The organism is Elusimicrobiota bacterium (assembly GCA_041660925.1).
In the GTDB taxonomy this organism is placed as follows: domain Bacteria; phylum Elusimicrobiota; class Elusimicrobia; order UBA1565; family UBA1565; genus JBAZUV01.
The window spans coordinates 78,003-95,247 of record JBAZVI010000010.1; the positions used below are offsets into that span (position 1 = coordinate 78,003).

Consider the following 17,245-nt stretch of genomic DNA (forward strand, 5'->3'; position numbering starts at 1 on the left):
GCGCCGGGATCGCACGCGGTAAGGAATCTGATAGTGCGAACTCCCGAAGGGGGAGGCAACAGGGGACGCATCCCCCATGTCTGAACAGCTCGGGAAGCTCCTCACCTCCCTAGGGGAACGGTCGGATTACGACGCGGTCAGCCAGTGCAGCCGCTGCGGCTACTGCGAACAGGCCTGCCCCACCTACGTCGCCTCCGGGCGCGAGGCGTACTCGGCGCGCGGACGCAATCAGCTCGTGCGCCTCATGCTGGAGGGGAAGGTCGAGCGTACGGCTTGCGCGCAGGAGGCTTTCTCGACCTGCCTGCTCTGCGGGGCGTGCACGGAGGTCTGTCCCGCGCACGTGCCGACCGCCGACATCGTGCTCGAGGGCCGGCGCGAGCTCGCGGGGAGCGCGCCGGGCTGGCTCTGGAAGGGGCTCTCGGCGCTCCTGCTCGGGCCGCGCGTCCGCCTCGAGCGGGTCCTGGGGCTCGCCTACTTCTTCAAGCGCCTGGGCTTCTCGCGGCTGGCGGGGCGCCTCGGGCTGCTGCGCCTCCTCGGCCTGCGCGCTCTCGAGGAGGCCGACCGGCACGTCGAAGAGGTCCCCGACTCCCTGTTGGGCCCGCTCCTGCGCGCGGACCCCGAGCTCGCCCCGCGCGCCGACGCGAGACACCACTATTTCGCCTCCTGCGGCCCGGACTTCCTTTTCCCGCGCGTGGGCCTGGCGACGACGAGGATCCTCAAGACCCTCGGGCCCGCCGACTACCGGGGGAACCCCTGCTGCGGCCTGCTCGCCTACAACTACGGCGACCTGGCCACGGCCCGGGAGCTCGCGCGCCGCAACATCGTCCTCTTCGAACAGGCGGACGACGGGGCGCCGGTCGTCGCGGACTGCTCCTCCTGCGCGGCTTTCCTCAAAAGCTACCCTCAGCTCTTCCTCGATGACGCCGAGTGGCGGCCGCGCGCCGAGCGCTTCGCCGGGAGCGTGCTCGACGCCGTCGAGCTCGAGCCCTCGCTGCCCCCGCGGACGCTGAAGGGGACCCTCGCCTTCCACGATTCCTGCCGGGCGAGCCACGGGCAGGGCCTGCGCGCGCAGCCGCGCCGCGTCCTCGCGCCGGCGGCGGAGGCGGTCCGCGAGATGCCGGATTCCGACGTCTGCTGCGGGGGCGCCGGCCTCTTCGCCTTCAAGCATCCCGAGCTCTCGGAGAAGCTCCTGCTGCGCAAGGTCTCGGCCGCCGCGCACGTCCAGGCGCGCGTCGTGAGCGCGTCGGGGACCTCGTGCCTGCTCCAGCTTGCGCGGGGACTGAGGAAGTATTATCCTGAGGCACGGGTCGCACACTGGTCGGAACTGGTCTGCGAAGCGCTGGATATGGATAAAGCTCATGGGTAGACGGCAGGAGCTCGAGCGCAGACAGATGCTGCTGGCGCGCTTCGGCCGCCGCATCGCGACCGAGACGCGCATCGACAGCCTCCTCACCATCATCGCCGAGGAGGTCCGCCACATCCTCGGCGCCGACCGCTGCTCCGTCTTCCTCATCGACAACGAGAAGAACGAGCTCTGGACCAAGGTCGCCCTCGGCGTCGGCGAGAAGGTCCTGCGCATCCCCATGGGCCAGGGCATCGCCGGCTTCGTCGCCAAGACCGGCTCGGCCGTCAACATCCGCGATGCCTACCGCGACCGCCGCTTCACCCAGGACCTCGACCGCCTCACGGGCTATCAGACCAAGAGCCTGCTCGCCGTCCCGCTCAAGGACCGCGAAGGCCGCGGGCTCGGCGTCTTCGAGGTGCTCAACAAGGCCAAGGGCCCCTTCAACGACGAGGACGAGGGCTTCCTCCGCATACTCGCCACCATCGCCTCCTCCTCCATCGAGAACGCGCGGCTCTACGAGAACCTGCGCCGCTCGCACCTCGAGACCATCTACCGGCTGGCCATGGTTGCGGAATACCGCGACCAGCAGGACACCGCCTCGCACCTGCGGCGCATCTCCAAGTACACGGCCATCGTGGCCGCCCAGCTCGGCCTCGCCTACGACCTCGTCGAAGACCTCCGCTACGCGAGCCCGCTGCACGACATCGGCAAGGTCGCCATCCCGGACGCCATCCTGCTGAAGCCGGGCAAGCTCACCCCCGACGAGTACGAGGAGATGAAGAAGCACCCCGTCTACGGGGCGCGCATGCTCGAGGGCGCCGAGTCGCGGCTCCTCAAGCTCGCGCGCAACATCGCGCTCGCGCACCACGAGCACTGGGACGGCACCGGCTACCCGCACGGGCTCAAGGGCGAAGAGATCCCGCTCGAGGCCCGCATCGTCTCCGTCGTGGACGTCTTCGACGCCCTCACGACCCGCCGCGTTTACAAGGGCGCCTGGACGATGGACGAGACCTTCAAGTACATGATGGACCAGTCCGGCCGCCTCTTCGACCCCTCCGTCGTCGAATCCTTCCTCAAGGCCCGCGACCAGGTCAGCGAGCTCTGCCTCGACGAGCGGGCCAAGGGCGTCGAAGCCCGGGTATAGTCGGGCCATTTCCGTTTTTGCTAATATAACCCCCGTCGCACCCAGGCCGTTCTTTCTGCGGGCGTGGTTCAATGGTAGAACGCTACCTTGCCAAGGTAGAGACGGCGGTTCGATTCCGCTCGCCCGCTCCAGTTTAAGCACGAAGGGCTCCGCGTAAGCGGGGCCCTTCGTGCTTAAACTGGTCTGGATGTCCGGAATCGAACCGCTTTCCTCCCAGGGGAGGTTACAGTGCGGCGCGACCGACTGCCCGCGCGCCGACACGCCATAGGAGGGGGGCGGGCCCCCCTCCTGTGGGGAGCCGCCGAGCCGCGCCCACGCTAGTGACTATTCCTCTGCGCGGCGAGGGCACCTGCGGCCCTCCTGCCCGATTATCGATCGGGCGAGAGGCCGCAGGCGGCGACAGGGGGTGGTTCGATTCCGCTCGCCCGCTCATTTAGGGCCCTTCCTCTGTCTGGCGATGACGGAGATGGAACTTTTCGAACCCCTCGGCCGTTATCCGAGTATGGGGGATGAACTCGCGCTTGAGGCTCTGGGACGGAAGATCCATGTCCTGCGTGGGCACCGGATCATGCTCGATGAGGACCTGGCTCCTCTTTACGGCGTGACAATCAAGCGCCTGAACCAACAGGTACACCGCAATCTGAAGCGGTTCCCCGCGGACTTCATGTTCCAGCTGGATGCTCCCGAGAGGGATTCTCTAAGGTTGCAGAACGCAACCTTAGAGAGTGGACGCGGACGTTATCGTAAATGGGGCGCCTATTCAGGGGTGGCGCCCGTTACCCACCACTATTATGGCCCGGTTCGTCGGGATCTCAAGGGCCGAGGTGTTGAGAGTTGTTAAGGTCCAGCGGGAAATCTGGGTGTCTGTCTCCCTGATTCTCCGACGGAAGCTCGTCGGAGGCTTTGCGGCTTTATGTTTATTATGTGTGAATGATTACCTTGCAAGATTCCTATTGACACAATCTCTGGTTTGCGTTATAAACATCAGCGGAAGCTCGGGCGGTCGTGACCGCGGACATGCGCGCGGTCGTGATGGATCGACGCAGACGCACACGGCGCGAAGCAGCAGCGGACGGCGCCGGGCAGCACATCTTCCGGCCTCAGAGGTGTGGCTTGTTCGCGCCGAGGAACATTACGCCGAATTGTAATTGCACCCCTGCTTATTCCTGCGACCGCGGGAATACTACTTCCTCATCTCACTCATTCCGGCAAGTTCATTTCTGGGCCATTAGCTCAGACGGAGATCTCATTCAATGAAGAGTATCCTCGGCATTCTCATCGCCATTGTATTGGCGGGCCAATTCGCGAACGTGACATATTCGCAGCAGAATGTTGCAGGCGGATTGTGCGAACGATTAAAAATGTATGGCGATGCAAAAACGGATAGAGAGCGTGCCGCGGGGTATAACGGGTTAAGAAGTGCGTCGGTCGATACTCCTAAGGATCTCGCATGTCTTAGGAAGTCCCTTCTTCAGAAGCAAGCAGATGAAGTGCTTTCGGGTGGTGTTCGAGACCTGGTTTTTAAAATCAATAAGCCAAAAGACCTTGAGCAGTTGATTGACGTGGTGGAGAGGGGTCTGCCTCTATTGCGTAAAAGTGCAGGCAAGGAATTGTCAGAGGCCGACGCGGCAGTCTTAGAGAATCAGCAAATGATTATTGTCCGTGTGATACAAAGGCTTGGGGAGTTGAAGGTTGGGAAGGCAATCCCAATCCTGAGGCAATGTCTCGAGTTCGAGGGGACTGAGCCGGAGGCATCTACCGCTCTTGCTCTTTTTGGAGACACTACATCATCGTATCCAGCAATGGAGAAGATGGTTCGTGACCTTGAAGATCAGACTCTACAGGCCAAGTGGCCAGAATTAGCACAGCAGATGATTCGTATTCATGATAAAAGAGCTAAGCCCTATTTATTGAAATTGACTCAGCATGAGGATTTTTACGTTGGTAATTATGCTGCAAGGGCATTCGTAAACCTGGTCGAAGAGGGGGATTTCGTCGCACTTAAAGGCATGACGAGAAATCCAAATCCGAGTGTGCGTAGTTGTTCTATTCGAGGGATTGGGAAAATCCAATCTTCGGCGTATGACGACATTCTGGTTGAGATGCTTCGTGAAGATGCGGACGAGAACGTTAGAGCGGAGGCCGCAGATGAATTGGGCCGCAAGAATGTAAGGAAGGCGATTCCCGATTTAAAGAACGCTTTGAAAAGCAAGGATTTGCGAATACGAGCCAATGCATTCGTTGCGTTATACCTCTTAACGGGGACAAAATTCGATTTTGAGGGAAGATCGGCCCGAGACGATGATAGGGCGGAGCAAGAGGTTCGGCTTCGCCTGCGCATGGGCAGCAAGTGATATGGCAAGAAATTTTATACTTACGCTTTTTTTCGTGGCGGTTTTTTGTGTGCCGAGCGCAGCATTCTGGAGTGTCACGACAGATGGGATGAGTACTCATAAGAAATTGTCTATAAGTGCTGAACAAATGCTGGACGATGAATATCCAGATTTTTTCATTGAGAAATATTACAGAAAGCGTGTTGCGGGGTGGACATCAGGTTATAGAGACGATTGTGATGCGCATGATGGGAACTGCTCGGCGAACGATGGGAATATTTTTAATCATTGGCGAAATGCGGGGCTTGCCTATGCCAAAGGTCAATTTGCTGCTGCATATCGGAGTATAGCGCTAATCCTTCACTTGGTTGAAGATCGAGCGGTCCCTGCTCATGTGAAGATGATTAGCCATGGGTTCCCACCGCGGATGGACAATCTTGAGGAGATGGCGCATAGGAATTATAGGCCACTTTTCCGAGGGATATTAGGCTCATTAGATTCATTATCGCATCATGCGGATATGGATGCTCTCACAAAAGCTTTGATAGGCGATGATTATTGGAAGCAATATTGGATCGATGGTGCGTATGGGGAGAATGATTCTGATTCCTTCCCGCCTTATTGGTTTATCGCTGGGACGGCAGAACGCACTCTTCTGAGAAATCTGCTTGGTAGCGCCGCGGGCCATGCGGCGGGGATGTTAATGGCCGTTTCGAAATCTCTTCCCCCAGTAATTATGGATTTGCGGATTAACCGTTTTATGAGTGGCCCCGCTAATCCGCTGATCGTAAACTTTCATGTTTTAGAAAATAGGAAAAAGGACATCACTATTACAGTTAAAATTTTAAATTCCGTTGGAGTGGACACGGGGCGTCTGGCGGTAAATAGTTATGTATATCCGCTGAAGGCTGGGGTAGTTATCCCATGGGAAGATAATGTTACGTTGACATGGAATGGCACTCCGGCGAATGGCGGGACATTGGAAGATGGGGAGTATAAACTAGAAGTCTGGGCAATCGATGCGGATGAGAAATCCAGTAGTGAAACGACAACAAGCTTCATTCTCGATCGCAATCCTCCCCAAATCACGCTGAAAAACTCGAAAGACGTCAGTGTGCTTTCTGATTTCAGCGGAGTCGGCCTGCCGGGAGATGTCATTGTCACGACGGACCCGAACCTCACCTTGACTGCGGAAGATAATCCCTCGGGCATCAAGTCGTTCCGGCTTTATCGCTTGGGTGGAGCTGATAGCAGCCCCCCGACCGAATTCGGAGCGCCGAAATTTAGTCTTCAGCAGTCGCTCCCGTCGCTCCGTGACGGTGATTATGTCCTCGAAGTCGTCGATGCTGCAGGAAACATCACCTCCCACCGGATTCAGATTGTCGCCAACGCAACCAGGATCGTCGTCAGGAAGCCCACGGACGACACCTCCGCGCCCTCCATCATCGATACGCGTCTCAGGCATTTGAGCGGGGTTACCGGAAGCCGGTCGATTTCGATTGCTATGGAGAATACCATCGTCGGTCTTTCCCATTATTCAGTGATGTTGGGGGAGACGCTCATATCTTCTCAGGGATTCAGCGGTGCTCCGCAGAGCTATTCGGAAACACTCTCCGACCTTGCTTATGGGATCTACTCGATAAAGGTCCTTGATGCAGAGAATCGCGAGCTTGCCACGACGCTTTCGATAGGCGAGGTTATCCTCCAGCTCTCAACAGAGACGGCGACGACGCGATATGACGAGACGAATGGGGTCTTCCTCGCGACGCTCGATGCCAAGGTGCGAGTCGGGGGAGGGCTGAAATCAATCGAACTGTATTATGCGAACCCTGACGTCACTCGCGTTCGTGCATATGCGTACACGGGAGAAACGACGGATATCGTGCGTTCGATGACGGATTTGCCTTCCGGTGATTATTATCTCGTTGCGCGAGCGGCGAGCGGCGAATCCTATGCGACCAATTTCTCCTTGAAAACTGACCAGTATGAGGTCGGAATCGACCCGTCTGAGAGCGGCTCTTCGCTCCAAAATGTCGTGACCGGGGGGCAATGGGGACTTACGTTGGCGACAGAGGGGAATCTCTTTGCTTCCGCGGGATCGTTCACTAGCCCGGTCAAGAAATTCAAGTTGGCTGGGACCGAGAGCAATCGGCTTTTCCTGGGCGGATATATCGAGCAGTACAAGGATGGAGATTTTTGCCATTACAACGCAGGGAATGTTTCTGCTATCGATCCTCTTTTGGCTGACCGCTCGGTCAGTTTGGTGACGCCATTGCGCACCGGCTTTCTGGGGAAGAACAAAACGGCCTATCGGACGGGGAACACCAACGAGCTCGTTTCGGCATTCCAGACGCTTGCGGAGAACAATGTCTGGACCTCCCAGCCATTGGGATGCAATGGGGCTTGTTGGGAGCCCAAGGTGACAAATTTCAATGAGACGTGCCCCTCGGGGAAGCTGACAGTCGGGCGATACATCCAGTATCGGACGGAGAAGGAGGCTCAGCCCGCCGATATAACCAACAACTGCGTCTTGGGCGAAGATGGGAATTGCGCAACAGATATCATGGGCCATCCCGCGCGATATTGGGGGGGAGCCGGCTATAACGGTCTCCTTACTGCGACGGGACAAGGTCTAGACTATGATCCGTTGAATGTGACAGTGAACTCGTTGCAGCTCATCAGCCCGACAGGGAGTAACGTTGCGCTCTTCCCTGGTGGGGAAGCAGTCTTCGATACCCCGACAACCCCGTTCAATTTCTCGATAAATCCAGCGAATGTGCCGGATCTCCCGGGGTTCAAGTCGTTGGTGAAGTCTGAGGCGAGTTGCCCAGGCAATTTTTCAGCGATAACGCTGACTTTTAACATCCCCAATCTTCCTGAAGGGGCGCAAATCAGACACGTCATCAACCCTGCAACTGGAGCATCTGAGGACATCACAACGGGGAAAACGAGTAACAGCATCACTGGGAGAGCGAGTTCATGCTCGCCATTTCTGGTCGTATATCCTGAATTCAGCATGCTTTTGAGCACCCCCATGGCAGGTGGCACCCCAGAGGCGGCGCTGGCATCGGGACTGACCGATATCCAACTCGTTGAAGCCGATACCACTACGGCGTCGTTTGTGGATTTCCTCTCCAGCATGACGGCGCAGGGACTTCGGCGCGTTGGTGGTATCTACAGGTTCGATCCGGAATCAGCGGTATTCGTCCCGTCGGCTACCTTTGTTCTGCACTATAACGCTGATGATTTGGGGGCTCTTGATAGTGTTGCCGCCAACCTTGTCATCGCGAATTTTGACCCAATCGCTGGGTGGGTAGTCGTTCCTGTCGGGCAGAGCAATGATACGGTGACTAGCCAGCTCGCCCTTGGGATTTCACATGCCTCGGGGTACTATGGAGTTTTTGCGCGTCCGAACGACAGGACGCCGCCGACCACGCAGATCGTGTTGAAGGAGCCTGTTTTCAGCATCTGGGATGGGCCGACCTTTGTTTCAACTGCGACCAAAATCACCCTGGTCGCTGTTGATACTGGGACATTGGGGGGGCCGATATCTGGGGTCGCGAATTCATATTACATGGCCCGAGAATCCAGGAGTTCATTCCCATCGGCGTTCAATGCTCAGACAATCGGAGAGTTCACGGCATACTCACAGCAGCCATTCCAACTCGTCGCAGGAGGCTCGGCGACAGTGGCTTATGCGAGCCTCGATCATGCCAGCAACTACGGGGTCCTTTCCTTTAAGGATGTGTTCGTCGATACCGTTCCTCCGCGCAGTAGCATCTATTCGGATGGCGAACTCATTGCGTCGGCCGGGGCGACTTTTCACATTCAGGCTTCGTCAGGTATTTCATTCGATGCTGACGATATAATCGCTGCGGGGAATGCCTCAGGGGTGGATAGCGTCGAGTATTCCATCGACAATGAACCATACCAGCAGGCTTTGGAGGTGTTCTTCCTCAGCCCAGGCAGCCATACCATCGTTTACCGCGGCGTCGATAATGTCGGGAACGTCGAAGAGCCTCATTCTCAGGACTTCTTCGTTGAGGTGTTCGCGGACACGGCGGCTCCAGTGACCACCATGGGAATCGAAGGGCCTTCAACGACGACTGCTGCGGGTCGGGTCTACATTTCCACTCATTCTCGGATCGTGCTCCAGGCGATTGCCCCTGCAATCCCTCCTGGAGATTTCTCGGGTGTAGCGACCACCTACTTCCTCGTTGACGTAACCCCGCAAGCATGCGGCTTCGAAGATGGGGAGCCCATCGTTTACAGCACCATGCCAGTCGGGAGCTGTCAGAACCCGGTCTATGTCTCTTCTTTCACCCTGACCGTTGGAACCCACACGCTCTATTACATGAGCGTGGACATGGCTGGGAATGCCGAACAGCTTCAGATGGTGAACTTGGCGGTGGACGGCGACGCGCCGCTTGCGGCGTTCCAGTCCCCCGTGGAGCGCGGCTGGCTGGGCGCCGGCAGCCATGACGCCAGCCTGACCCTGACGGACCCGCCGGTTTGGGGCTTCCCCGGGGCGGGCGTGGACACCACGACGGTCCATCTCCTGCTCGACAACAACGCGCTTTCGGGGCTTTCCTTCTCCGGGAGCAGCGTCACGGCTTCCCTTGGATCTCCCTCCCATGGTCAGCACATCCTTGAGGCCCGTTTTGCCGACTTCGTAGCCAACAGCAGTTCGGCCTTCGTCTCATTCGGGGTCGATACCATCCCGCCTGATCTGACTGTAGCCCCGACCGGGCCTTACGTGCTCGAAGCTCGGCCGGTGCTCACCGCGTTGCTCAGCGACCACGACTCTGGAGCCTCCTCTTCCACGCTGAAGCTTCGCCTGGACGGGAACCAGCTCGCGGCGGAAGTGTATATCCCGAGCGGCGGCGGGGCGCCTGGTCCGTGGCAGGCCGCAGCCGATATGCCCGGCATGCATATGCAGGCTGCCTCCGTGATGTCGAACGGGCGCCTCTACGTGGCGGGCGGTATCAACGAGAGCTGGGGCATCACGAGCGTCGTCCGTTACGCTCAGGTCCTGCCCGAGGGCGGGGTGGGGGAGTGGCATGTCGGGCCGCCGCTTCTGACGGCGGTGACCGGCGCGCGCATGGTGGCATCGGGGAATCGGATCTATGTCCTGGGCGGCAACAACGGCTCCTCGATGAGCCGACAGGTATTCTATTCCGAGGTGGCCGGTGACGGGACGATGGGGGCCTGGCAGCCGCTCCCCGACATGCCCTTCGACGGCGGCACCGGGTATTTCGGCGTCGCATCGGTCGGCGGCTACATCTACGTGATGGGCGGCAACAACTGGAGCTGTCAGCTCCACAACAAGGTCTATTTCGCGAAGATCTGCGCGGACGGGCTCTGCTATCCCGGAAACGAGAGCGAGCATGCCGCTCCCTGGGCGCCCACCACGGTCCTCCCCCTGGGCATCACCGCGTTCTCGAGCGCGGCCTCGGAGGAAGGGCTCTACGTCTACGTCCCCGGCGGCGCGGCGGGCTGCGGTACCGGCGCCCAGAGCCAGGTCTACTACAACCCCATCAACTCGAACGGAACGCTGAGCGACTGGCACGAGACCTCGTCTTTGCCCCGCGCGCTGACCAACCACCTCGTTCTGGCTTCGGGCGGCTACCTCTTCGCGATGGGCGGAAACGACGGTGGGGCCTACTTCAACTCGGTCTACTACGCGAAGATGAAGGCCGACTACTCGCTCGAGGCGTGGGAGACCGCCGAGAATGTCCTGCCCGCCAACATGAACGGCATCGCCGGCGGCGCGTGGGGCGGACGCCTCTACATCGCCGGCGGCGCGGCGGAAGGCTACCCGAGCGCACAGGTCCACTGGAGCCAGCTGCCCATAGGGGACGCCCACTCGGTCGCGGCGCGCTTCCTCCCGATGGAGGATATCGTCGAGGGGTCCCACCAGCTCTCGGCGGAAGGCGCGGACTTCGCGGGGAACACGAGCAACGCCCAGGCGTCGTTCACTTTGGATCTCCATCCCCCGACGCTTGCCGTGCTCATCGATGGGGTGCGCCATGCGCTCTCGGGGTACGCGGCGGTCCGCTCCGAGCGCCCAGTCCTCCGCCTGGAGTATTCCGACGCGGGGAGCGGGGTGAATCCCGCGACCGCGCGCATCCTCGTGGACGGGAACGATCTGAGCAATCAACTCGCTTTCGACGGCGGGGGGGCTCAGCTCGTCGTGAGCACCCCGCTCGCCCAGGGCAAGCACACGCTGGAGGCAGCGGTCTCCGACCATGCCGGCCGCAACGCCTCCATGCGGCTCGACCTCCTCCTGGACTCCCTGGCGCCGCAGGTCGCGGTGAGCACGCCGACGGACGGCAGCTTCGTCTCGACGCGCACGCCGGCCATGATGGCGGGCTATTCCGATGAGGGCTCAGGGCTCGTCCAGCAGAGCATCCAGCTCCTCTTAGACGGCGCCACGGTCGCGGCCCAGGTCTCCCTGGTGGGAGCAGGCAGCGGCGGTACGCCGGGGCCTTGGACGCCTACGACGACGATGCCGGGCTCGCACGCCCAGCCGGCCTATGCCACGCTCGATGGGCACCTTTACATCGCGGGCGGCATCGATGAGAACTGGGCGCTCTCGAACAAGATCCGCTTCGCGCCGATCATGCCGGGCGGCGGTCTGGGCGCCTGGCAGCGCGGTCCGGACATCCCCTTCTCGGTGACCGGGGCGCGCATGGTCGCGACCGCGCATCGGCTCTTCCTGCTCGGCGGCAACCCCGGCGGGGGGATGTTGAGCCAGGTGTACTACAGCGACATCGATTCGCAGGGTATGCCGACGGGCTGGCATGACCTTCCGTCTATGCCGTTCGCGGGCGGGGTCGGCTACTTCGGCGCCGCCGCGGCCGGCGGGTACATCTACGTCATGGGCGGTCACGACGCGAGCTGTACGGTCCATAATGCGGTCTACTACACGAAGGTCTGCGATGCGGGGCTCTGCAACCCCAAGGGCAGCGGCTCGAACGTCTGGGAGCTCACCGAGGCGCTCCCCCTGGGCATCACCTTCTTCTCGAACGCGGCCTCCGACGACGGCCTCTACGTCTATGTGCCCGGCGGGGCGACGGGCTGCGGCGGCGGGCTAAGGAGCGACGTCTGGTACAGCGCGCCCGGCACCGACGGCGCGCTCGGGGAATGGACGGCGACGACCCCGCTCCCGCACGCCCTCTCGAACCACCTCGTGTTGACCTCGGGCGAATATCTCTACGCGATGGGCGGAAACGAAGGCGCGAGCTACTTCGACACGGTCTTCTACGCGAAGATGGACGCGACGAACCACTCCCTGGGCGCTTGGGAGACCGCCGCGAACGCCCTGCCGGGCCGGATGAACGGCATCGGCGGCGGTGCGTGGGATGGACGGCTCTACATCGCGGGCGGGGCCGTGGACGGCTATGTGAGCGGCAATGCGTACTTCTCGGAACTGCCGACGGGCAAGGTGGTCTCCGCCTCGGCGACCTACACGCCGCCCACGCCGCTGCTCGAGGGCCGCTACGAGTTGCGCGCCGAAGCCTTGGACCTGGTGGGTAACCTCGGCCTTGCGACCTCGACCTTCCGACTCGACCTCACGCCGCCTTTGAGCACGCTCGCGGCGCTGGGGACCTCGCGCACGCATGACGGGACCCTCTATGTCGGACTCGGCGGCAGCGTCACGGTCTCGGCGACGGATCTTCCGCTCAGCTCGGGCTCCGGGGTGGCGGCGAGCTACCTGGGAGTCGGCGAGGAGGAGATGCTGCTCTCCTCGGCGCCTTTACGGCTGGCCGACGGCCTGCATGCCTTCTCCTTCTACAGCATGGACTTTGCGGGCAATGCCGAATCCACCAAGACCGCACAGGCATACTTCGACAGCTACCCGCCCGCGACGGTCAACGACCTGTCCATTGCCTCCGTCTTCGAGTCCTCCATCACCTTGAGCTGGAGTGAGCCGACCGACCAGGGTGCCGGACTCGAGTCTTTCATGCTGGCCCGCGCGAGCGAGGCGCTCACCGAGGCGAACTTCATCTACGCGAGCACGGTGTCCGTCCCCAGCCCGGTCGCGCCCGGGACGCGGCACTATGTGACCTTGGAAGGGGTGGGCTCGTCCGCTTACGCCGCCCTCAAGGCGATGGACAAGGCGGGGAACCTCTCCGCGCTGAGCGGCGTCATGTCCTTCGTGCGCAGCACGGTGACGGTCGGCGGCGCGCCGGAGCTGGGCTTCACGGCGAATCAGCCGGTGACCGCGGCCTTGGTCGAGACGACGCAGTCCACCGGAGTCGTCGTGCTCGCCGCGGCCGTGGAGCAGCGGCTCGAGCCGGTGGCCTCGATCTACAACCTCGGACCCGAAGGCGCGACCTTCGACCCGCCGGCCATGCTCGTCTTCCGCTATTCGACGCAGACGCTGGCCGACATGGGCCTCACGCCCTCCGACGTCGCCATCTACCACTACGAGAACGGCACGCTCGTGCGCGTGGAGCCGCAGACCCGCGATGAAGTCGCTCAGACGGTGAGCGCGCCCATCTCGCACATCGCCTCCATCTTCATGCTGGCCGGCATGTCGGGCGGGCACTTCGCGCTCTCTACCGGGCCCATCGGGATGCCCTTCACGCTCACAGGCAGCGGCTTCGGCACTTACGACGGGGCCAACACCCGGGTCAAGTTCGGGACGACGCTCGCTCCGCTCTCGCTCTGGAACGACACGACCATCGCGGGCACGGTGCCCGGCCTCGCGGCCGGGGTCTACGCCGTGCGCATCGAGCGCCAGAGCGGCTCGACGACGACGAGCGTCTCGGGCGGGAACTTCACCGTCCTGACGCCCTCCGTGGCCTCGCTTGCGCCCTCCTCCGCGCCCATCGGTGCGCCCTTCACGCTCACCGGAACGGCATTCGGGCCCTATAACGGCGCGAACACGGTGGCGCTCTTCAACGGGACGACGGCATCGCTCTCGGTGTGGAACGACACCACCATCACGGGCACGGTGCCCGGCATCGTCCCCGGGGCCGTAGAGATCGTCCTCGTGCGTCGCACCTCGGACGGAGGCAGCGTCACGAGCGCGCCGATGGATTTCACGGTCGTCGCCCCTTCCATCGAGAGCGTGGTGCCCTCCTCGGGCCCCATCGGGATCACCCTCAACGTCATCGGGACGGGTTTCGGGCCCTATGACGGGGCAGCTACCGTGCTCCTCGTGGGCGGGACGCCGGCGCCGCTCTCGCTCTGGAACGACACGACCATCACGGGCACCGTGCCCGGCCTCACGGCCGGCCAGCACGGAGTCGTCGTACGGCGCACTACCGCCGACGGCGGGCTCATCGAGAGTTCCACCGTCTACTTCCAGGTCACCGACGGCAGCGTGGCCTCGCTCATGCCTTCGACCGGGCCCGTCGGCGTCCCCTTCACCATTACGGGGACCAGCTTCGGCGCCTACGACGGGGCCAACACGCGGGTCCGCTTCGGGACGACGCTGGCGCCCCTCTCGGTGTGGAACGACACCACCATCACGGGGACCATCCCCGGGCTCACTGTCGGCAGCTACGCGGTCACCGTGGAGCGCCAGCAGGGTGAGAGCGTCGGCTCGGCCGGGGCCGGGACCTTCATCGTGCAGAATCCGGTCGTCTCCGCGGTGAGTCCGTCCTCCGCTCCGATCGGGTCGGCGTTCACGCTCACTGGCGCGGGCTTCGGGCCCTACAACGGCTCGGCGACCCAGGTCCTGTTCGGCGGGGTCGCGGCTTCCTTGTCGGTCTGGAACGATACCACCATCACGGGGGTCATCCCTGGCGCGCTCTCGACCGGGCAGCAGACCGTCGTGGTCCGGCGCACGACCGGGGACGGCGGCAGCAGCGAGAGCGCCCCGGTCAGCTTCCTTGTGACGGGTGCGGCCATCGCGGGCATGACGCCCTCCGCGGCGCCCATCGGGACGCCCTTCACCATCACCGGGAGCGACTTCGGCGCTTACGATGGGGCCAACACGAGGGTTAAGTTCGGGGCGACCCTCGCGGCGCTCTCGGTCTGGAACGACACCACCATCTCAGGCACGGTCCCGGGCATCTCGACGGGGACCTGCGAGGTGGTCGTCGAGCGCCAGCAGGGCGGCGGGGTTACGGCGAGCAACGCCTTCAGCTTCACGCGCAACAGCCCGGCCGTGACGGACCTTGCGCCTTCCTCGGCGCCCATCGGCGCGCCCTTCACCATCACGGGCAGCGGGTTCGGTCCCTACAACGGCGCGAACACGCGGGTCCGCTTCGGGGACCTGGTGGCTGCGCTCTCAGTCTGGAACGACACGACTATCTCGGGCACGGTGCCCGGGGCGGCGGCCGTCGGTGCGACGACGCTCCTGGTCGAGCGGCTGACCGCGGACGGCGGCTACTCGGCTGCCGAGCCGCAGGCCTTCGAGGTCCTCGCGCCGCACATCGACGTGATGGACCCGCTCGGCGGGTTGGGGGGGACGGCCTTCTCGCTCACCGGCGGGGGGTTCGGACCCTATTCCGGTGCGGCCACCCGCGTGCTCTTCGACGGCGCGCCGGCGGCGCTCAGCGTCTGGCAGGACCACCGGATCGTCGGCGTCGTGCCGGATGGGCTCAGCACCGGCGAACATCAGGTCCTCGTCGAGCGCGCGCCCACCGGAGGGGTCGTCCAGAGCAACGCGGTCGTCTTCACCGTGGGAACGCCCGTCGGCGGTGCGGCCCTGGGCTCGACCAGCGCGGCGCCGCTCAGCGCCCGCCCGGCCTGGCACTTCGAGGCCCGCCTGCCCGTGACCGCCGCCGAGGGCGGCCGGGTCGAAGCCCCGGTGCGCGCGGCCGTGCAGGTCGCGCCCGACGCGCTCGAGGCGGACAAGGAACTGACCATCGCCAAGGGCCGCACGGACAGCGCGCAGGAAGGGGTCCGCATGGCCGCTCAGTCCAAGCGGGACATCGCCCCGGCCGGCCCGGCCATCGAGTTCGGACCCGAGGGGACGCAGTTCAAGGCCCCCGTGCTCATCGAGCTGCCCTACTCGCCCAAGGACCTGGCGCCCGGGCAGAGCGAGGACGGGGTCGCCGTCCACTATTGGGACCCGGCCGCGAAGGACTGGGTGGCGCTCCTGAGCGAGGTGGACAAGGTCAACAAGCGGGTGCGCGCCCGCACCAACCACTTCTCGCTCTATCAGCCCATGGCGGCCGCTCTGCGGCCCTCGGCTGCGAGCGAGGAGTTCGCCCTGCGCGACGTCTACGTCTTCCCGAACCCGGCCCGTGCCGGCGCGAAGCCGACCTTCCATGTGGAGACCGGGCTGGCGGATACGCTCGGCATCCGGATATACGACGTCTCGGGTAAGCTCGTCCATGAGCATGAGCTGGCCGGACCTCCGGGCGTCGTAGATGACGGCGCCGGGCCGGAGTACGCTTTCGAGTACGTTTGGGAAGGCCGCATCCCGAGCGGGGTCTACTTCTACGCCATCGAGGCGAAGAAAGCGGGCCAGGGGAGCTTGCGCAAGACAGGCAAGCTCGGGGTGGTGAGGTAGCCATGAAACACTTCAAGCTCCTCCTCCTGGTCGCCTTCCTGGCCGAGCCGGCCTCGGCCGCGCTGAATTCCGGCGCCGCGTTCCTCAAGATCGGCACCGGGGCCCGCCCTGAGGCCATGGGCGGGGCCTACACGGCCTTGGCCGACGACGTCAACGCGCTCTACTACAACCCGGGCGGGCTCTCGGGGCTGGGGAAGCGCGAGGTCGGATTCACTCATACGCAGTGGCTCATGGACACGACCTTCGACTTCTTCGGCTTCGCCCAGCCGCTCAAGTTCGGGACGCTGGGTGTGAGCGCCGCGCGCCTGGGCAGCGGGAACTTCGAGGGCCGCGACGAGAACCGCAGGCTCACCAGCGGATTCACGGCCTCGGATACCGCGCTCACCCTCGGCTTCGGCCGGATGTTCAAGGGCTTCACCAGCCACGGGGACACCGGCTTCGGCATGAACGTGAAGTACCTCGAGAGCGCCATCGGCTCGGACAAGGCCTCGACCTTCGCGGCCGACTTCGGGGCGGTGCATCGCTTCGACGCCACGCCGCTCTCGCTGGGCGTCTCGGTCTTGAACGTGGGCCAGGGGATGAAGTTCCTTGACCAGCGCGATCCGCTGCCGCTCTCCGTCTCGGTGGGGGCGGCTTATCGGCTCGTCGGGGCTCTCAGCATCGCCATAGACGTGCGCCAGGAGCCCAACGACGGGGGGACGAGCGTCGGGGTGGGCACCGAGTACTCGCTCATCCAGGGTTTCGCCCTGCGCGCCGGCTACGCCAGCCAGGCCGCGCGGACCGCCACCGGCGGCGGCTCGCCGCTGGGCGGAATCGGGGGCGGCTTCGGCCTCAAGATCCGCAACTACCGCGCCGACTACACCTTCACGCCCTTCGGAGAGCTCGGCAACGTGCAGCGCATCTCCGTCGGCGCCAGGTTCTGATATAACGGTGGGGAAACCTTTTTC

The 17,245-nt window shown here is 63.0% G+C and carries 9 protein-coding genes and 1 tRNA gene; 8 read left to right on the forward strand and 2 right to left on the reverse strand.

The genetic code is table 11. From position 1 onward, the window contains the following. Positions 1–76: 76 nt before the first annotated feature. The 6 genes from WC969_13575 (at position 77) to WC969_13600 (ending at position 5,172) form a co-directional block, all read left to right on the forward strand. Positions 77–1,366: a (Fe-S)-binding protein gene (locus tag WC969_13575; GenBank protein ID MFA6030882.1), complete on the forward strand. Its 1,290-nt coding sequence runs from the start codon at positions 77–79 to the stop codon at positions 1,364–1,366. Continuing rightward, positions 1,359–2,489 (forward strand): HD domain-containing phosphohydrolase, encoded by a 1,131-nt coding sequence (locus tag WC969_13580; protein ID MFA6030883.1) that lies wholly within the window; start codon positions 1,359–1,361, stop codon positions 2,487–2,489. The genes WC969_13575 and WC969_13580 overlap by 8 nt, the downstream gene beginning before the upstream one ends. Positions 2,490–2,546: 57 nt before the next feature. Then, positions 2,547–2,620 (forward strand) — tRNA-Gly (locus tag WC969_13585). A gap of 335 nt (positions 2,621–2,955) precedes the next feature. Next, positions 2,956–3,330: an ORF6N domain-containing protein gene (locus WC969_13590; protein ID MFA6030884.1), complete on the forward strand. Its 375-nt coding sequence runs from the start codon at positions 2,956–2,958 to the stop codon at positions 3,328–3,330. Positions 3,331–3,742: 412 nt separating this feature from the next. Then, positions 3,743–4,843 (forward strand): HEAT repeat domain-containing protein, encoded by a 1,101-nt coding sequence (locus WC969_13595; protein MFA6030885.1) that lies wholly within the window; start codon positions 3,743–3,745, stop codon positions 4,841–4,843. A 116-nt stretch (positions 4,844–4,959) separates the two neighbouring features. Beyond that, entirely contained in the window at positions 4,960–5,172 is a 213-nt protein-coding gene (locus WC969_13600) for a hypothetical protein (GenBank protein ID MFA6030886.1), read from the forward strand. Positions 5,173–5,822: 650 nt separating this feature from the next. Here the strand turns inward: WC969_13600 and WC969_13605 are convergent. Further along, a complete protein-coding gene (locus WC969_13605; protein ID MFA6030887.1) occupies positions 5,823–6,356 on the reverse strand; it encodes a hypothetical protein in 534 nt (177 codons plus the stop codon). Between the two features lie 2,352 nt (positions 6,357–8,708). Further along, complete coding sequence (locus tag WC969_13610; protein MFA6030888.1) at positions 8,709–8,846, reverse strand: hypothetical protein; 138 nt, start codon at positions 8,844–8,846, stop codon at positions 8,709–8,711. A gap of 369 nt (positions 8,847–9,215) precedes the next feature. On the opposite strand from WC969_13610, the gene WC969_13615 reads away from it, so the two are divergent. Next, positions 9,216–16,298 carry an IPT/TIG domain-containing protein gene (locus WC969_13615; GenBank protein MFA6030889.1) on the forward strand — a complete coding sequence of 2,361 codons (7,083 nt, stop codon included), beginning with the start codon at positions 9,216–9,218 and terminating at the stop codon, positions 16,296–16,298. A 2-nt stretch (positions 16,299–16,300) separates the two neighbouring features. Continuing rightward, the gene (locus WC969_13620) at positions 16,301–17,221 is read left to right on the forward strand and encodes a PorV/PorQ family protein (GenBank protein ID MFA6030890.1); all 921 of its coding nucleotides are present in this window, start codon (positions 16,301–16,303) and stop codon (positions 17,219–17,221) included. The last annotated feature ends 24 nt before the right edge of the window (positions 17,222–17,245 follow it).